This is a genomic window from Delftia sp. Lp-1 (assembly GCF_020523835.1).
Lineage (GTDB): Bacteria > Pseudomonadota > Gammaproteobacteria > Burkholderiales > Burkholderiaceae_C > Comamonas > Comamonas acidovorans.
This window is the reverse complement of sequence record NZ_JAJALJ010000003.1, coordinates 128,146-144,676: the sequence shown is the minus strand read 5'-3', so window position 1 is coordinate 144,676 and position 16,531 is coordinate 128,146. Positions and strand designations below refer to the sequence as shown.

General features: G+C 69.9%; 16 protein-coding genes. 11 read left to right on the top strand and 5 right to left on the bottom strand.

All coding sequences use genetic code 11. From position 1 onward, the window contains the following. Positions 1-8: 8 nt before the first annotated feature. Genes LGR64_RS21655 through LGR64_RS21635 form a run of 5 tightly spaced genes read left to right on the top strand, consistent with a single transcriptional unit; the run spans position 9 to position 5,085 of the window. Positions 9-1,508 (top strand): sugar ABC transporter ATP-binding protein, encoded by a 1,500-nt coding sequence (locus LGR64_RS21655; protein WP_230356960.1) that lies wholly within the window; start codon positions 9-11, stop codon positions 1,506-1,508. Further along, positions 1,501-2,547, top strand: a complete 1,047-nt coding sequence (locus LGR64_RS21650) for an ABC transporter permease (protein ID WP_230356958.1) — start codon at positions 1,501-1,503, stop codon at positions 2,545-2,547. The genes LGR64_RS21655 and LGR64_RS21650 overlap by 8 nt, the downstream gene beginning before the upstream one ends. Continuing rightward, a complete protein-coding gene (locus tag LGR64_RS21645; RefSeq protein ID WP_230356957.1) occupies positions 2,544-3,581 on the top strand; it encodes an ABC transporter permease in 1,038 nt (345 codons plus the stop codon). The genes LGR64_RS21650 and LGR64_RS21645 overlap by 4 nt, the downstream gene beginning before the upstream one ends. Further along, positions 3,578-4,447, top strand: a complete 870-nt coding sequence (locus tag LGR64_RS21640) for a sugar phosphate isomerase/epimerase family protein (RefSeq protein WP_230356955.1) — start codon at positions 3,578-3,580, stop codon at positions 4,445-4,447. Before LGR64_RS21645 ends, LGR64_RS21640 begins: the two co-directional genes overlap by 4 nt. Further along, complete coding sequence (locus LGR64_RS21635; RefSeq protein ID WP_230356952.1) at positions 4,444-5,085, top strand: nucleoside/nucleotide kinase family protein; 642 nt, start codon at positions 4,444-4,446, stop codon at positions 5,083-5,085. The genes LGR64_RS21640 and LGR64_RS21635 overlap by 4 nt, the downstream gene beginning before the upstream one ends. A gap of 22 nt (positions 5,086-5,107) precedes the next feature. On the opposite strand, the gene LGR64_RS21630 is transcribed toward LGR64_RS21635, so the two are convergent. Together LGR64_RS21630 and LGR64_RS21625 are read right to left on the bottom strand one after the other, a co-directional pair. Next, a complete protein-coding gene (locus LGR64_RS21630) occupies positions 5,108-6,709 on the bottom strand; it encodes a gamma-glutamyltransferase family protein (protein WP_230356950.1) in 1,602 nt (533 codons plus the stop codon). Between the two features lie 18 nt (positions 6,710-6,727). Further along, entirely contained in the window at positions 6,728-7,735 is a 1,008-nt protein-coding gene (locus LGR64_RS21625; protein WP_197944708.1) for a Bug family tripartite tricarboxylate transporter substrate binding protein, read from the bottom strand. A 153-nt stretch (positions 7,736-7,888) separates the two neighbouring features. Here LGR64_RS21625 and LGR64_RS21620 point away from each other — a divergent pair, with 153 nt between their 5' ends. The 5 genes from LGR64_RS21620 (at position 7,889) to LGR64_RS21600 (ending at position 11,286) form a co-directional block, all read left to right on the top strand. Beyond that, complete coding sequence (locus LGR64_RS21620) at positions 7,889-8,809, top strand: LysR family transcriptional regulator (protein ID WP_230356948.1); 921 nt, start codon at positions 7,889-7,891, stop codon at positions 8,807-8,809. A gap of 436 nt (positions 8,810-9,245) precedes the next feature. Continuing rightward, positions 9,246-9,914, top strand: coding sequence for a hypothetical protein (locus LGR64_RS21615; protein WP_088165745.1), 669 nt, complete (start codon positions 9,246-9,248; stop codon positions 9,912-9,914). Next, on the top strand, positions 9,911-10,459 hold the full coding sequence (locus tag LGR64_RS21610) for a GTP-binding protein (protein ID WP_043820163.1): 549 nt from the start codon (positions 9,911-9,913) through the stop codon (positions 10,457-10,459). Before LGR64_RS21615 ends, LGR64_RS21610 begins: the two co-directional genes overlap by 4 nt. Further along, on the top strand, positions 10,449-10,832 hold the full coding sequence (locus tag LGR64_RS21605; RefSeq protein ID WP_016449547.1) for a roadblock/LC7 domain-containing protein: 384 nt from the start codon (positions 10,449-10,451) through the stop codon (positions 10,830-10,832). The genes LGR64_RS21610 and LGR64_RS21605 overlap by 11 nt, the downstream gene beginning before the upstream one ends. 94 nt (positions 10,833-10,926) lie before the next feature. Further along, entirely contained in the window at positions 10,927-11,286 is a 360-nt protein-coding gene (locus tag LGR64_RS21600) for a hypothetical protein (protein WP_047219048.1), read from the top strand. A 27-nt stretch (positions 11,287-11,313) separates the two neighbouring features. Here the strand turns inward: LGR64_RS21600 and LGR64_RS21595 are convergent, their stop codons facing one another. Then, positions 11,314-12,027, bottom strand: coding sequence for a Crp/Fnr family transcriptional regulator (locus LGR64_RS21595; protein ID WP_012202707.1), 714 nt, complete (start codon positions 12,025-12,027; stop codon positions 11,314-11,316). Between the two features lie 87 nt (positions 12,028-12,114). Between LGR64_RS21595 and LGR64_RS21590 the strand changes: the two genes are divergently transcribed. After that, a complete protein-coding gene (locus LGR64_RS21590; RefSeq protein WP_230356946.1) occupies positions 12,115-14,148 on the top strand; it encodes an alkyl/aryl-sulfatase in 2,034 nt (677 codons plus the stop codon). Here LGR64_RS21590 and LGR64_RS21585 read toward each other — a convergent pair. Then, positions 14,142-14,873 (bottom strand): uracil-DNA glycosylase, encoded by a 732-nt coding sequence (locus tag LGR64_RS21585; RefSeq protein ID WP_096914613.1) that lies wholly within the window; start codon positions 14,871-14,873, stop codon positions 14,142-14,144. The genes LGR64_RS21590 and LGR64_RS21585 overlap by 7 nt on opposite strands. A gap of 157 nt (positions 14,874-15,030) precedes the next feature. After that, a complete protein-coding gene (locus tag LGR64_RS21580; RefSeq protein ID WP_230356944.1) occupies positions 15,031-16,521 on the bottom strand; it encodes a choice-of-anchor U domain-containing protein in 1,491 nt (496 codons plus the stop codon). Positions 16,522-16,531 lie beyond the last annotated feature (10 nt).

Below are 16,531 nucleotides of genomic sequence, written 5' to 3'. Positions count from 1 at the left end.
GCGCTGCCATGGATGCCACCACAACGGCGCTGGTCCGCATGCAGGCGATCACCGTGCGCTTTGGCGACGCCACCGCGCTGCATGCGCTGGACTGGGACGTGATGCCCGGCGAGGTGCACTGCCTGATGGGCAGCAACGGCAGCGGCAAGAGCACGGCGATCAAGGTGCTCAGCGGCGTGCACGCGCCGCAGCCGGGCGCGCGCATCGACATCGGCGGACAGACGGTGCAGCGGCTGGACCCGGCGCTGGCCAAGTCCCTGGGCATCCAGGTGATCTACCAGGACCTGTCGCTGTTTCCCAATCTGAGCGTGGCCGAGAACATTGCCTTCGACCAGGCCATGAGCCGCTGGTGGGCGCCCGTGCGCCGCAGGCGCCAGCGCGAGGCGGCCCAGGCCGTGATGCGGCGCCTGGGCATTGCGCTGCCGCTGGATGCGCGGGTGGGCGACCTGCCCATTGCGGGCCGCCAGCTCGTGGCCATCTGCCGGGGCATGGCGGCCCGGGCCAGGCTGCTGTTCATGGATGAGCCCACGGCCTCGCTCACGCGCGCCGAGGTCGATGCGCTGCTGGCCGTGGTGCGCCGGCTCCAGGCCGATGGCATGGCCATCGTCTTCGTGAGCCACAAGCTGGACGAGGTCATGGAGATCGCCGACCGCGTCACCGTGCTGCGCGACGGGCGCAAGCTCGGCACCTGGCCCGCCGAACAGTTGTCGGGTCGGCAACTGGCCGCGCTGATGACCGGGCAGGAACTGAAGGAAAGCCTGCATGCGCGCGACATGTCCGCCGCGCCCGCGCTGCTGGAAGTGCGCGGCCTGGGCCGCGACGGCGACTACGAGGACGTGAGCTTCGATGTGCGCGAGGGCGAGATCCTGGGCCTGACCGGGCTGCTGGGCGCGGGCCGCACCGAGCTGGCCCTGGGCCTGTTCGGCATGCGCCGGCCCGAACGCGGCGGCATCCGCCTGGGCGGCCGCACGCTGGCGCTGCGCAGCAACCGCGACGCCATGGCCGCGGGCATTGCCTATGTGCCCGAGGACCGCCAGTCCATCGGCCTGAACCTGCGCCAGTCCGTGCAGGACAACCTGGTGCTGGCCATGCTGCCGCGCCTGTCCGGCCCGCTGGGCTGGCTGCCCGTCAGCCGCCGCGCCGCCACCGCAGCCCAGTGGCGCGACCGCCTGCACATGCGCCTGCCCGCGCTGGACGCGCCCGTGCACCAGCTGTCGGGCGGCAATGCCCAGCGCGTGGTGCTGGCCCGCTGGCTGGCGACCACGCCGCGCCTGCTGATCCTCGACTCGCCCACCGTGGGCGTGGACATCGGCAACCGCCAGGGCATCTTCGAGATCGTGCACGGGCTCGCCGCACAGGGCATGGCGGTGATCGTCATCTCGGACGAGGTGGCCGAGGTCCATGCCCACTGCGACCGCGTGCTGCACATGCGCGGCGGGCGCATGGCCGGCGAGTTCGTGCCGGGGGTGCATTCCGAAAGCCAGATCGAGGAGGCCGTCCATGCCTGAACACGCACACGCACACGCACACGCGCTGCTGCACCACCCCGTGGCCCGGCTCGGCCTGGCCATTGCCGCCATGGCCCTGCTGTTCGGCGCCCTGGCGCCGGGCTTCTGGACGCTGGGCAACTGGATGGACGTGGCCGAGGGCGCATCGGTCACCGCCATCATGGCCGTGGGCCTGCTGGTGGTGCTGGTCGCGGGCGGCATCGACATCTCGTTTGCCGCCACGGCCACGGTGGCGCAGTACCTTGCGGCCCTCGCGGCCACACGCCTGGGCTGGGCACCGGCGGCCAGCATCGCGCTGGGCCTGGCCACGGGACTGGCGCTGGGCGCATTCAACGCCCTGCTCATCCACCGCCTGCGCGCCACCTCCATCATCATCACCATCTCCACGCTGAACCTGTACTTCGCGCTGCTGATGCATGGCACGGGCGGCCGGTCCATCTACGACCTGCCGTCGTGGTGGAGCGATTCCGTGGTGCTGGCCCGCTTCGCGGGCACCGACAGCGCAGACCCCGTGCGCCTGACCCTGCCCATCGCCGTGGCCGCTGCGGCCGCCCTGCTGACCGCGCTGCTGCTGGGCCGCAGCGCGCTGGGGCGGCGCCTGTACGCCTTCGGCGGCAACCCCGAGGCCGCGCACCGCATGGGCATCGGGCTGGGCGCCATCCAGGGCGTGGCCTATGGCTGGCTCGGCATGATGGCGGCCATCGCAGGCCTGGTGCAGGCGCACCGCGTGGGCGAGTCGGTGCCCAACGCCCTGGTCGGCACGGAGCTGTTCGTGCTCGCGGCCGCCGTGCTGGGCGGCGCCAGCCTGTTCGGCGGCACGGGCAGCGTGGGCGGCGTGCTGATGGGCGTGCTGCTGCTGGCCGTGCTGCGCAACGGACTGAACCTGCTGGGCGTGTCGCCGTATTTCTTCCAGGTGCTGCTGGGCGCCGTGGTGCTGGCCTGCGCCGCCGCAACGGGACTGCGGCGCACGCAGCGAAGAACCCGGCAGCGCAGCGCTGACGCCACTCCTGCAGCGCCTTTGGCGGGGGCTGCGCCATGAACCGCAGCACTGGCGCGCCGCTGGGCCTGATCGCGCTGCTGGCGCTGCTGTGCGCCGTGTTCACGCTGCTGCTGCCCGGCAGCTTCGCCACCCTGGGCACGCTGCAATCGGTGCTGCTGCAAATCCCCGAGCTGGGCCTGCTGGCACTGGCGCAGATGCTGCCGCTGGTCAGTGGCGGCATCAACCTGGCCGTGGTCGCCAGCGCCAACATGGCGGGCCTGGCCATGGCCTGGGTGCTGGTGGGAGGCCTGTCGGCGCTGGGCCTGGACCTGTCGGGCCATGAGGGCCTGCTCATCGCCGCAGCACTGACCGTGGGCGCCCTCGCCAGCCTGCTGGTGGGACTGGCCAGCGGCTGGCTGGTGGCGCGCGTCAACGCCCATCCCATCCTCGTCACGCTGGGCACCATGTCGCTGATCAACGGCCTGTGCGTCTGGCTCACGCGCGGCAAGCCCATTGCAGGCTTTCCCGAGGCCTTCCAGGCCCTGGGCTCCGCCCAGTGGCTGGGCCTGCCGCTGCCGTTCTGGATCTTCGCGGCCGTGTGCCTGCTGGTGGGCCTGTACCTGGGCAGCACACGCCACGGGCTGGCCATCTGCATGGTCGGCTCCAATGCCGAGGCCACGCGCCATGCGGGCATCGACACGCGCCGCGTGCTGATCGGCGTCTACACCCTGTCCACGCTGCTGTGCTGGATCGCGGCCGTGCTGATGATGGCGCGCTTCAACTCGGCCAGCGCGGGCTATGCCCAGTCCTACCTGCTGGTCACGGTGCTTGCGGCCATCCTGGGCGGCACCGATCCCATGGGCGGCTTCGGCCGGGTGTCGGGGCTGTTCATCGCACTGCTCATCCTGCAGGTGCTGTCCAGCGGGGTGAACCTGCTGGGCGCCAATGCCCAGCTCACGCAGGCCCTGTGGGGCGCCACCATGATCGCCGCCGTGGCGGCGCGCCACTTGCTAGCGCGCTGGCGGGGCCGTGCCCGGGCACCCGCCGAACCCTCCCCTTCACGCTCTCGCATAGTCCACCCGGAGCCCCTATGAACCCCCTCGGCATCCACGCTCTTGTCTGGGCCGGCGACCTGTCGCCGGCCTCCACCCGCCATGTGATCGAGCGGACGCGCCAGGCCGGCTACGACTTGGTCGAGCTGTCCCTGCACGGCCCCCGGCTCATGGACCTGGCGCTCACGCGTGATCTGCTCCAGGAGCATGGCCTGGGCGTGGGCTGCTCGCGGGGCCTGACCTTCGAGGCCGATGTCTCCAGCGAAGACCCCACCGTGGTCGCGCGCGGCCTGGCGCTGCTGCAAGAGGGCGTGGACATCACGGCGCGCCTGGGCGGGCGCTATTTCGGCGGCATCCTCTACGGCGCCATGGCGAAATACGGCCACCCGTGCACACCACAGGGCCGGCGCAACGCGATCGAGGCCGTGCGGCGCATTGCCGACTTCGCGGGCGAGCGCGGCGTCACGCTGGGCCTGGAGGTGGTCAACCGCTACGAAAGCAACCTGCTGAACACGGCCACGCAAGCGCTGGAGTTCATCGACGAAGTCGGCCAGCCCCATGTCTGCGTGCACCTGGACACCTACCACATGAACATCGAGGAGGCAGACCTCGCCGCGCCCGTGCTGGCCTGCGGACAGCGGCTGGGCTATGTGCACATCGGCGAGAACCACCGCGGCTACCTGGGCGCGGGCCACATCGACTTCGCGCAGTTCTTCGGTGCGCTCGCGCAGATCGGCTACCAGGGCACCGTCACCTTCGAGAGTTTCTCGTCGGTCATCGTCAACGAGCAGCTGTCGAACGCGCTGGCCATCTGGCGCCCGATGTGGGAAGACGGCATGGACCTGGCCCTGCACGCACGCGGCTTCATGGCAGACGGGCTGGCCAGCGCGCAGCAGGCACGCGCATGACGGCCATCCTGCCGCCCGAAGCCCTGGCGCGTGCGTTTGCGCTGGCACGCTCCGGCCCCCGCCGCCTGCTGGGCCTGGCTGGCCCACCCGGCGCAGGCAAGAGCACGGCCTGCGCCGCCCTGCTGCAGGCGCTGGGTCCGCTGGCGGCGGCCGTGCCCATAGACGGCTTCCACCTGGCGCAGTCCGCGCTGGAGCGCCTGGGCCGCGCGCAGCGCAAGGGCGCGCCAGACACCTTCGACTCGGCCGGCTACGTGGCCCTGCTGCGCCGCCTGCGCGCGCCCGTGGCCGGTGAAACGGTCTACGCCCCCGAATTCCGGCGCGCCATCGAGGAGCCCATTGCAGGCGCCATCGCCATCGCGCCCGGCGTGCCCCTGGTCATCACCGAAGGCAATTACCTGCTGATGGATGAACAGGATGCGCCAGGCACGCACTGGCATGCCGTGCACGCGCTGCTGGACGAGGTCTGGTACGTGGACATGGACGACCGCCTTCGCATCGAACGCCTGACCCGCCGCCACGAACTCCACGGCCGCAGCCCCCAGGCCGCACGCGACTGGGTGGCGCAGGTGGACGAGCCCAATGCGCGCCGCATTGCGGCAACGCGGGGGCGGGCGGATTGGGTGTTGCGCTGGGGGTGAGGCTGCCGAACACAGCCCCCGCTCAGAACGCCACCACGCCCCCATCCTTGCGCGGGTCCGATCCGCCGATGTAGTGGTCGCCGTCGCGCAGCACCAGTTGTGCGCCGCCGAAGGCGAAGACGCCATGGCCTTCCTCCACCGTGACCTCATGGCCACGTGCGCGCAGGGCGGCGACGACCTCGGCGTCGAAGGCGGGCTCCACGGCCACGCCCTTGCCGCCCGTCACGCGCCAGCGCGGTGCGTCGGCGGCGGCCTGGGGGTTCTGGCCGTAGCGCAGCACACGCAGGGCCATCTGCAGGTGGCCCTGGCTCTGCATGGGGCCGCCCATGACGCCGAAGGCCATCTGGGGCGTGCCGTCGGCGTTCATCGCAAAGGCCGGGATGATGGTGTGCGAGGGGCGCTTGCGCGGCGCGACCTCGTTGGCATGGCCGGCTTGCGTGGTGAAGCCGTGGCCGCGGTTTTGCAGGCTGATGCCGGTGCCCGGCACGACCACGCCCGAACCGAAGCCCATGTAGTTGGACTGGATGAACGAGACCATCATGCCGCTGGCATCGGCCGCCGCCAGGTAGACCGTGCCGCCGGGGCGCGGTGCGCCGTAGGTGGGCGCGCTGGCGCGCTCGCGGTCAATGAGCGCCGCGCGTTCGCGCAGGTAGCCGGCGTCCAGCAGATGGGCGGATTCGACGCGCATGTGGTCGCCGTCGGCGTTGTATTCGTGCAGGTCGGCCAGGGCCAGCTTCATGGCCTCGACCTGCAGGTGCACGGACTCCACGCCGTCCAGCGGCTCGGCGCCCACGCCCAGTGCGTCCAGCATGCCCAGCGCCATCAGCGCGGCAATGCCCTGGCCGTTGGGCGGGATCTCGTGGATCACCGAGTCGCCAAAGGTCTGCGACACCGTGCCGACCCATTCGGCCTGGTGGGCGGCCAGGTCGGCCTCGGTCATGGCGCCGCCGCAGGCCTTGGCGTGCTCGGCCATCGAGCGCGCCAGTGCGCCACGGTAGAAGGATTCGCCCTTGGTGGCGGCGATCTCCTCCAGCGTGCGCGCATGGGCTTCGCTGCGGAACACCTCGCCCGCCTTGGGGGCCTTGCCATCGGGCAGGAAGCATTCGGCAAAACCGGGCTGGTCGCCGAGCTTGGCACCGCCCAGCGCCCACAGCGTGGCGATGGTGGGCGAGACCGCAAAGCCGTCGCGCGCATAGCGGATGGCGGGCTGGGCCAGTTGCTCGAACGGCAGCTTGCCGAAGCGGCGCGACAGCTCCACCCAGGCCGAGACGGCGCCGGGCACGGTGACGGCGTTCCAGCCCTTCTCGGGGATGCCGCCCAGCGCGGCGAAGTACTCGGGCGTCCAGGCCTGGGGCGAGCGGCCCGAGGCATTGAGGCCGTGCAGCTCCTTGCCATCCCACAGGATGCAGAAGGCATCGCTGCCCAGGCCGCAGCCCGTGGGCTCGACCACGGTCAGCGCCATGGCCGTGGCAATGGCCGCATCCACGGCATTGCCGCCGGCCAGCAGCATGGACAGGCCGGCCTGCGCGGCCAGCGGCTGCGAGGTGGAGACCATGTTGCGACCCAGCACCGAAGAGCGGTGCGAGGCGTAGGGAAGTGTCCAGTCCTTGATGGTGCTTGTCATGTCTCGATGGGGAAAAGGTTAGTCAAGGGTGATTTTGTTTTCTTTGATGACCTGCGCCCAGCGGACGCTGTCGGCCTGCACCATGGCAGCGAACTGCGCGGGCGTGCGGGGCGATGCGGCCTCCACGCCCTGCTTGGCCAGGCTGGCCACCACCTCGGGATTCTGGATGGCCTTGTTGAAGGCCTGATTGATCCGCGCCACCAGCTCGGGCTTCATGCCGGCCGGACCATAGACGCCGAACCAGGTGACCGAAGAATAGCCAGGCAGGCCGGACTCGGCCACCGTGGGCAGGTCGGGCGCCAGCGCGCTGCGCTTGTCGCCGGTCACGGCCAGTGCGCGCAGGCGGCCGCTGGCCACATGGGGCATGCCGGTGGGAATGGAGTCGAACAGCAGGTGCACCTGGCCAGCGGCCAGGTCGGTGATGGACTGGGCCGTGCCCTTGTAGGGCACATGGGTCAGCTGCAGGCCCGCGCGCGCCGCGAAGGCCGCCGCGTTCAGGTGGACGATGGTGCCGTTGCCGCTGCTGGCGTAGTTGAGGGCGCCCGGATGGGCCTTGGCATAGGCGATCAGCTCCTGCACGTTGCGCACGGGCAGCGAGGGCGTGACCAGCAGGATGCTGGCCGCGCCGCCGATCTCGGCAATGGGCGTGAAATCCTTGTCGGCCTTGTAGGCCAGACGGGTCATCAGGTGCGGCGAGATGGCATGCGTGCTGCTGGTGGTGAACAGCAGCGTGTAGCCGTCCGGCGAGGCCTTGGCGGCCTCGCCCGTGCCGATGGTGCCGCCCGCGCCGGGGCGGTTGTCGATGACCAGCTGCTGGCCCAGGTCCTGGGACATGCGCTGCGCCACCACGCGCGCCACGAGGTCGGTGGCGCCGCTGGCCGGAAAGGGCACGACCAGGCGCACCGGGTGCGAGGGCCAGGACGCCTGGCCCTGTGCCACGGCGGGCAGGGCGATGGCGCCAGCCAGGGCACAGGCTGCAGCCACGATGGCGCGGCGTGGAAGTAAAACGCTGGGCAATGCCTTCATGGGCACACTCCTGGACAGGGGTTGGACGGCTGCAGCCGCTGCTCCCCAGCAACGCCGCAACAGGCCATCGTAGAACCCTCTCCCCTTTGCCGCCATCAGCAAATTTGCAAACCTGCGTTGCCTCTGCGGCAAATTGATGACAATCGGGGCGACATGCCCGACGCCCGCCACCTTCTTTTGCAGGACACCGCGCTGCGCTACTTCCACGAAGTGGCGCAATGCGGATCGCTGACCGAGGCCTCGGCGCGGCTGCATGTGGCGGCCTCGGCCATCAGCCGCCAGATCGCGGCGCTGGAGGGGCTGCTGGGCACGCCGCTGTTCGAACGCCACCCGCGCGGCATGGTGCTCAATGCGGCCGGGGAGATCCTGGCCGACCATGTGCGCCGCGCCGGCCTGGATGCCGAGCGCGCGCTGGGCGAGATCGAGGCCCTGCAGGGGCTGCGCAGCGGCCGCGTGCGCATCGCAAGCTCCGACGCCTTTGCCAACGAGTTCCTGCCGCGCCTGTGCGCAGCGTTCCAGCGCGCGCATGCCGGCATCGTCTTCGAGGTGATGGTGCTGCCCACGCCTGCCGTGCCAGAGGCCGTGCGCAGCGGCACGGCCGACATCGGCCTGTGCTTCAGCCGCGCGCCTGAAAAAGGCATTGCCGTGGCCTGCCGCGTGGCGGCGCCTCTGGTCGCCCTGGTCGCACCCGGCCATGCCTTGGCCCAGGCGCGCCGCCTGTCGCTGGCCCAATTGGTACGCCACCCCCTGGCACTCACACCGGCCGATACTGCCGTGCGCCAGTTGCTGGACGCGGCCTGCAGCCGCCAGGGCCTGATGCTGATGCCGGTGATGGAGAGCAACCACGGCAAGACCCTGCTGAACTTTGCAGCCCAGGGCGCCGCCGTGGCCGTGGCCAGCGAGATCGCCGCGCGCCACATGGTGGCCACAGGCGAACTGGTGGCCGTGGCGCTCAGCGACCGGGGCATGGACCTGCGCGACATCGAGGTGCAGACCCTGGCCGGCCGCACGCTGCCGCATGCGGCGCAGTCCTTCCTGGAAATGCTGCAGCTGCGGTTGCCCGGTCCCTGGTAACCGGAGGGCATCGCGGGCAGCGCCCGCCAGACACCACGGAAACAGGGCCGACCAGAAAAGAGACCACAGTCCGAACATGGGCGGAGGGGCAAAACTCGGAAATCTCCGGTTTTTACTGCCCTGCAGACCCGTGATTCATCCATCGCCCTGATCGGTCCACCGAAGACGGGAGCGGATCGGGCATGAATCGGATAGGACTACTCTGATTCTGACTCAGCCGATTCGGATTCTCCTGCGCGACCGGACAGCCAGCCGCCGGCGCCGTTCCTATCATTCGCATCTCTGTCGCCGGGCTTCCTTTACGAAACCCCTTGACTCCCGCTCCTGAATGAATACACGGACAACCCGGCCATCGCCGGACCTGCAAACAAGAGGCAAGGCATGTACACGAACCAGACCGGAGGGCGCAAGCGGCAATTGCAGCGGGAGGGACAGCATGGATGAGCGAACCGAACTTACCTTCATGCTGCATGGCCTGTCGGAACGCGACGCCAAGCTGTTCCGCTCCTATGTGCTGATGGTGAATCACCGCACACGGCACCGCTGGACGTGGCGCGAATCCCAGGCGGACATGACGGTGGCGCATGGCGAACTGGCCGAAGCGCCTGCCGCCCCGCCCGCGTTGACGCTGCGCGTGGGCGGGCAGCCCAAGGGGGCCTTTCCTGCGGGCGGCCATCTGAGCATGCCCCTGCGCGCCGATGCGCTGGAGGAATGCCTCAACACCATGGGCGCACGCATCCTGTCGGTGCACGGCAAACCGGCCAGCGCCAAGGCACACGCCAGCGGCCTGCACACGCAGCATCAGCTGATGCTGCTGCAGCTGCGGCGCTGGCCGTCGCCGCAACTGCTGACGAGATCCCACCATATCCGCCTGGCCACCTTGCTGACAGGCCAGCCCACGACGATGCAGACCCTGTGCCAGCGCTCGGGCCTGCCGCCCGAGATCTGTGCCGGTTTTCTGAACGAGCTGGACGCCGCCGGCCTGCTGCGCTGGGCCTCGGCCCGCCCGCCCGCCGCACCGCCCCCCGGCAACCCTGCGCCGGACAGGGGCGTGCTCGAACGCATACGCCTTCGCCTGGCCCGGTTTGCAGGAGCGCGCCCATGAGCGAACTCAAGATCCTGATTTCCGGCCCTCCAGGCGCAGGCAAGACCACGGCCATCCGCTGCGTCAGCGAGATCGCCCCCGTGAGCACCGACGTGCGCAACACCGATGACACCCTGGACAAGGCGCTGACGACGGCCGGCATGGACTATGGCGAGCTGACCCTGGACAACGGCGAGAAGCTGTACCTCTACGGCACGCCCGGGCAGGAGCGCTTTGACTTCATGTGGCGCATCCTCTCGCGCGGCGCGCTGGGCGTGATCTTGCTGATCGACAACAGCCGCTCCGATCCGCTGGCCGACCTGGATATCTATGTCCAGGGCCTGTCCGATGTCTTGCGCAGCACGGCATGCGTGGTGGCGGTATGCCGCATGCAGGAGTACACAGCGCCTGATCTGGACAGCTTTGCCGTGCACCTGCAATCGCGCGGCCTGCTGTGCCCCGTGGTGCCGGCCGATGTGCGCAACCCCCAGCAGGTGGTGGCCCTGATCGAGCTGTTGCTGCTGCAGATTGAAGCCCTTGCCCAGGAGAAGTCCCATGAAGAATGACGCTGCCTTGAAGGCTGCAGCCCAGGCGGCGGTGCAGTCGCTGATGAGCAGGTTGCACGGCGTGCGTGGCTGCGTGGTCAGCACCGAGGACGGCTTCGAGGTGGCCGCCCGTGCGCAAGGCCAGGGCAGCACGGCGCGGCTGTCGGCAATGGCCAGCTCGATGGCGGCGCTGGGCATGATCGCCGGCGAGGAGAACCAGCTCGGGCATTGCGCCAACGTGGTGGTCGAGGCGGCCGAGGGCTTCATCGTCATGCTGCAGGCACAGCGCCCGGGCCTGACGCTGGTCATCAGCGTGGTGGCCTCGCGCGAGGCCGTTCTGGGCCAGGTTCTCTATGTCTCGCGCGAGGCCGTGCGGACGCTGGAACAAGCGTGATGGCAAGGCAGGCAAGGGCTGCTCATATGCATCCGGCAAGAAGGCACCGCGAAGGTGCAGAACATTTTCGCAACACAAGGGAGTTAGGAAAACAATGGCCAATATCAAGCAAACCATGGATGAACTGATGCGCTGTGACGGCGCCATGTGCGCTGCACTGGTGGACTACAACAGCGGCATGATCCTGGGGCAGGACGGATCGGGCGTGGACCTGGAGCTGGCTGCCGCCGGCAACACCGAACTGGTGCGCGCCAAACTCAAAACCATGCGCTCGCTGGGCCTGGAAGACACCATCGAGGACATCCTCATCACGCTGAGCAAGCAGTACCACATCCTGCGCCCCTCCACCCACCACGAGGGCCTGTTCCTGTACTTGGTGCTCGACAAGACCAAGGCCAATCTCGCGCTGGCGCGCCGCAAGGTGCAGGACGTGGAGAATGCGCTGGTGGTCTGAACAACAGCCCTTGACTGGCTGCGCCGCTCAGAACCGCTCGGCACACAGCGCCTGCCACTGCAGGATCTCGATCTCGCCGCGCTGCACCCGGATGAGGCCGCGCGCCTGCAGGCCCTGCAGCAGCACGTTGGTGGTCTGGCGTGAGATCGACAGCATGCGCGCCAGCTGCTCCTGCGTGATATCCAGGCGCGGCCGGGCCGGCACATCGTCCAGCCGCTCGCCGTAGCCACGCGCCATGGCCACCAGGCGGCGCGCCAGGCGCTGGGGCGCGGGCAGCAGGGCCAGGTCCTCCAGCGCCGCAAAGGCCGCCCGCATGCGCCCCGACATCAGCACGCCCAGGTCATGCCAGTGCGCGGGGTGCTGCTGCAGCCAGTCCAGCAGCGGCTGGCGTGGCACCTGCAGCACCACGCTGGGCTCCATGGCGTGGGCATCGTGGGTGCGCGGCGAACCGTCGAACAGCGCGATCTCGCCAAACCAGGTGGCCGGTCCCATGCGAGTGAGCAGGGCCTCGCGCGCCTGCTCGCTCTGGCCACCCACACCGGAGAAACCGATGCTGCCCCGGACCACGGCGAACAGCCCACCCTCCAGCGCATCGCCGCGCAGGAACAGGGCCTCGCCCGTCTCCAGGCTGCGCGGCTGGGCCAGCGCCAGCAGCAAATCGGCAAACTGCGGCGCCAATGCGCTGAACCAGCGGCCGGCGCGCAGCGTGGGCAGGTAGGAAGAGGCGAGGGAAGCTTGCATGGAAAGGGATGTCGGGTGGCTGACAGACACAGCCGGCGGGCCTGCGTATTTTCGCCGCTGACATCGAACATGCCAGGAGACCTTCCCATGCAAGCCTCACACCCCCTGCCCCGCGCGCTGGCGCGCCCTTCCCGCCTGCTGGCCAGCCTGGCCACAGCCGCTTTGCTGAGCGCCTGCGCCCAAAGCACCCTGCCCGTCTCCGACATGGCCAGGCCCCAGCCGGCCAGCGCCGCCACGCGCGCGGCCCAGCAGGCGGCCTTGGCACAGCAGCCGCTGGACGATGCGCAGGCCATGGAGGACGCCCGGCGCGGCCTGATCGCACCGGCGGACACCCTGGTCGTGCGCAATGCCCAGGGCCGTCCCATCTGGAGCATGCAGGCCTATGCCTTCCTGGAGCAGGACCAGGCGCCCGACACCGTGCACCCCGCGCTGTGGCGCCAGGCCCAGCGCAACCGCGTCAGCGGCCTGTTCCAGGTGACGGACAGGCTCTACCAGGTGCGCGGCCTGGACCTGTCGAACATGAGCATCATCGAGGGCGAGGCCGGCCTGATCGTGGTCGATCCGCTGATGTACACCGAGACCGCCCAGGCCGCCATGGACCTGTACTTCCAGCACCGCCCGCGCAAGCCCGTGGTGGCCGTCATCTACTCGCACAGCCATGTGGACCATTTCGGCGGCGTGCGCGGCGTGGTGCGCCAGGAAGAGGTGGATGCGGGCCGCGTGCAGGTCATCGCCCCGGCGGGCTTCATGGCCGAGGCCGTGGGCGAGAACGTGATCGCCGGCCACGCCATGGGCCGGCGCGCGCTCTACCAGTTCGGCATGCTTCTGCCGCGCGATGCCAGGGGACAGGTGGACGCAGGGCTGGGCAAGGCGGGTGCGCCCGGCACCATGGGGCTGATCGCCCCCACGCGCGTGATCGACAAGCCGCGCGAGACGCTGCGCATCGACGGCGTGGACATCGAGTTCGCGCTCACGCCCGGCGCCGAGGCGCCGGCCGAGATGATCATGTACTACCCCCAGCTCAAGGTGCTGAACATGGCCGAGATCGCCGTGCACACCCAGCACAACCTGCTGCCGCTGCGCGGCGCCCAGGTGCGTGACGCGCTGGGCTGGTCGCGCCACCTGAACGACGCCCTGCACACCTATGGCGGCCAGGCCGAGATCCTGATCGCCCAGCACCACTGGCCGGTCTGGGGCCAGCCCCGGCTGCAGCACCTGCTGGCCGGCCAGCGCGACACCTACAAATACCTGCACGACCAGACCGTGCGCCTCATGAACCACGGCTACGTGGGCTCGGAGATCGCCGAGATGCTGAAGATGCCCGAATCCCTGGCCCGCGACGGCGCCACACATGCCTTCTACGGCCACCTGCGCCACAACATCCGCGCCATCTACCAGCACTACCTGGGCTACTACGAAGGCAACCCGGCCCAGCTGGAAGCGCTGCCACCCGTGCCCGCCGCACGCAAGACCGTGGAATACATGGGTGGCGCCGACGCCGTGCTGCGCCGTGCGCAGGCCGACTACGAGCGCGGCGAATACCGCTGGGTGGCGCAGATCGCCTCGCAGCTGGTCTTCGCCGACCCGGCCAACCAGGCCGCGCGCCGCCTGGCCGCCAATGCCTATGAACAGCTGGGCTACCAGATGGAATCGGCCACGGCCCGCAACGCCTTCCTGCAGGGCGCGGCGGAACTGCGCCAGGGCGTGCCCCAGCTGCCCAGGCCCGGCAGCACCGCGCGCGACCTGGTGCGCAGCCTGCCGCTGGAGATGTTCTTCGACTACCTGGGCGTGCGGCTGGACGCCGGCAAGGCCGCAGGCCAGCGCATCGTGCTCAACTGGACCTTCACCGACACCGGCGAGCAGCGCAGCCTGAACCTGGAGAACAGCGCCCTCACCCAGAGCCCGGGCCTTGCGCCCGCCGCCCATGCCAGCCTGCGCCTGACGCGCGCCACGCTGGACGCCATTGCAGGCCAGGAGACCACGATGGCCGAGGCCATCAAGAGCGGCCAGCTGCGCATCGAGGGCGACGCCTCCAAGGTGACGGCGCTCATGTCCATGCTGGACCGCTTCGACAGCGTGTTCCCCATCGTGGAGCCACGCCCCGAGCGGGCCGCTCAGTAACCGTGCTGTGCGCGGAAGTCGCGCGCCTTGCCGAAGTGCCCGTTGCCGATGAAGGGCACGGGCGGGCGCAGCGCCGACAGCGGCGAGGGATGGTTGCTGGTCAGCACCAGATGGCCCCGGTCGGACGGAATGAAGGCGCGCTTGGACTGCGCATGGCTGCCCCACAGCATGAAGACCACGGGGCGCGCGCCCTGGGCGATGTGCCGGATCACCGCATCGGTCAGCAGCTCCCAGCCCTTGCCCGAGTGGCTGGCCGCCTGGCCTTCCTCCACCGTGAGACAGGTGTTGAGCAGCAGCACGCCGTTCCTGGCCCACTTGACCAGGCTGCCGCCCGGGTTGGGGAACGGCGGAAAGGGCACGCCCAGGTCACGCTGCATCTCCTTGAAGATGTTCTGCAGCGAGGGCGGCATGCGCACGCCCGGCGCCACCGAGAACGACAGGCCTTCGGCCTGCCCCCGGCCGTGGTAGGGGTCCTGCCCCAGGATGACCACGCGCACCTCCTCGGGCGGGGTCAGCTCCAGCGCGCGCAGCGGCTGGGGCGGAAAGATCACCGCGCCGGCTTCCAGGCGCTGGTGCAGAAAGGTCAGCAGCTGCTGGCCCGTGGCACCCGCGAAGAAGTCCTCGACCAGGGGCTGCCAGTCGGGCGCAACGGGCCAGTCGGCGGGATCGGCGGATTGGAGTTGGTCGGCTTGCGCCGGGGCGATTGCGTCGTCTTGAAGGGCCATGGCGGATGGGGCGCCAGCACGCGCATGGCGCGCGATGGCGTCTTCTCAAAGGTGCGAAAGAAGCGGGAATGCACCGGCGCGTGGCCGGTGCATTGATGTCCTGAGGATACCCGCAGTCGCACAGCCGCCCGGCGTGTGCGACATGCACGTCAGCGCATCAGCGCGTCCGGCGGCGCCGGCGCATTGCCGCCATGGCCAGCAGCACCGAGGCCGATGTGGCCGCCAGACCCGCGAGGTTCCACACGGGAATGGCTGCAGCAGAGGTCGCCGCCATCACCATCAGACCGCCCGGATCGACCACCACGCCATTGGCCTGCAGGTCATCGTCGCCCAGGCCACCGTCCTGGACTTCCAGGGTGTAGGTATTGGCCGAGATCACCTTGAAGCCGTCGTTGAAGGCATACCAGTGCGGTGCCGGGTTGGCCGCCGTGGGACCGTATTTCCAGTACTGGGCACCCGCGGGCAGGGCCTGCGGCATGGTGACGCTGAGCTTCAGCGTCGCGCCTGAGTTGCAGCCCGACGAGCGCAGGTCCAGCACACCCAGCGGATAGGCCGCCGCACCCTGGGGCGGCGCCGTGGGCAGGCTTTGCGCACGCACCAGCGATGCCGATTGCAGGCTGCAGCCGCTGGCCGGGTCAGCCACGCTCAGCGTGGCCATGCCGCCTTGCAGGGTCGATATCGTGGCGCCCGAAACCGGCGCCGTCACGGCCGTGGGTTGCGAGCTGGGGCCTTGGCCGCTGCTGGTCTGTGCCGCCACGCTGCAGTTGTAGGCCACGCCGGGCGTCAATCCCGTGACCGTCACGGTCGGGTTGCTGGAGGTGGCCATCAACACCGCACCACCGCCTTGCGGCACGCATTGCGCCTCATAGCCCGTGACCGTCTTGCCCGGAATCGACGACACGGGAGTGAAGGTGAGCTGCACGCTGCCGCCCTGCGCAAAGTACCCGGCATCGGCGGGCGCGCCCAGTGCGGGCGGCACAGGGCCGGACCAGACGCTCATCGCATCCACGCCGAAGAACAGGCTTTGCCGGTTGTCCACCTCGGCAATGCGCAGCCGCACGGTCTGGCCCGCGTAGGCCGACAGGTCGAACTGCAGCGACTGGTAGCCGCTGCCGCTGGCCGAAGGACCGGGCGCCGTGGCCGGCGGCCACTGGAAGACATTGGCCAGCACACCGGCGCCCAGGCTGCCGGGCGCGGCGGCAGGGTTCATGACGTCGATGCGCACCTGCTGGTTGGGTGCAGCCACCGTGTAGTCAAGCGTGGCCGGCGCCGCAGCGACCTTGGCCGCATTCTGGACATGGACGCGGGCGCTCAGCGTGGCCGGGTTGCCCGCCGGAATGGCGACGTCCTGGTAGAGCACATGGCTGCCGGGGCCCGGCTGGTCGCTCATGAGGGCAAAGGCCCCGTCGGGAGGTGCAGGCACGGCCACGGGTGTGATGGCGCCCCTGGTGCCTTGCTGGGCAGCGAAGCCGCCCTTGGAGCCGGCCTGGGACACGGATTGCCAGCCCGTGAAAACCAGGGAACCCGGACCGGAGTTCTGCTCGAAACTGCCGTTGGCCAGCAGTTCGGCGGCTTGCGCCGGGCCCAGGGCCGCAAACACCGCAAGCCCCAGACAGGAATTGCGGGCAACGCCTTTTACGCTGTGCATGATGCTGCCT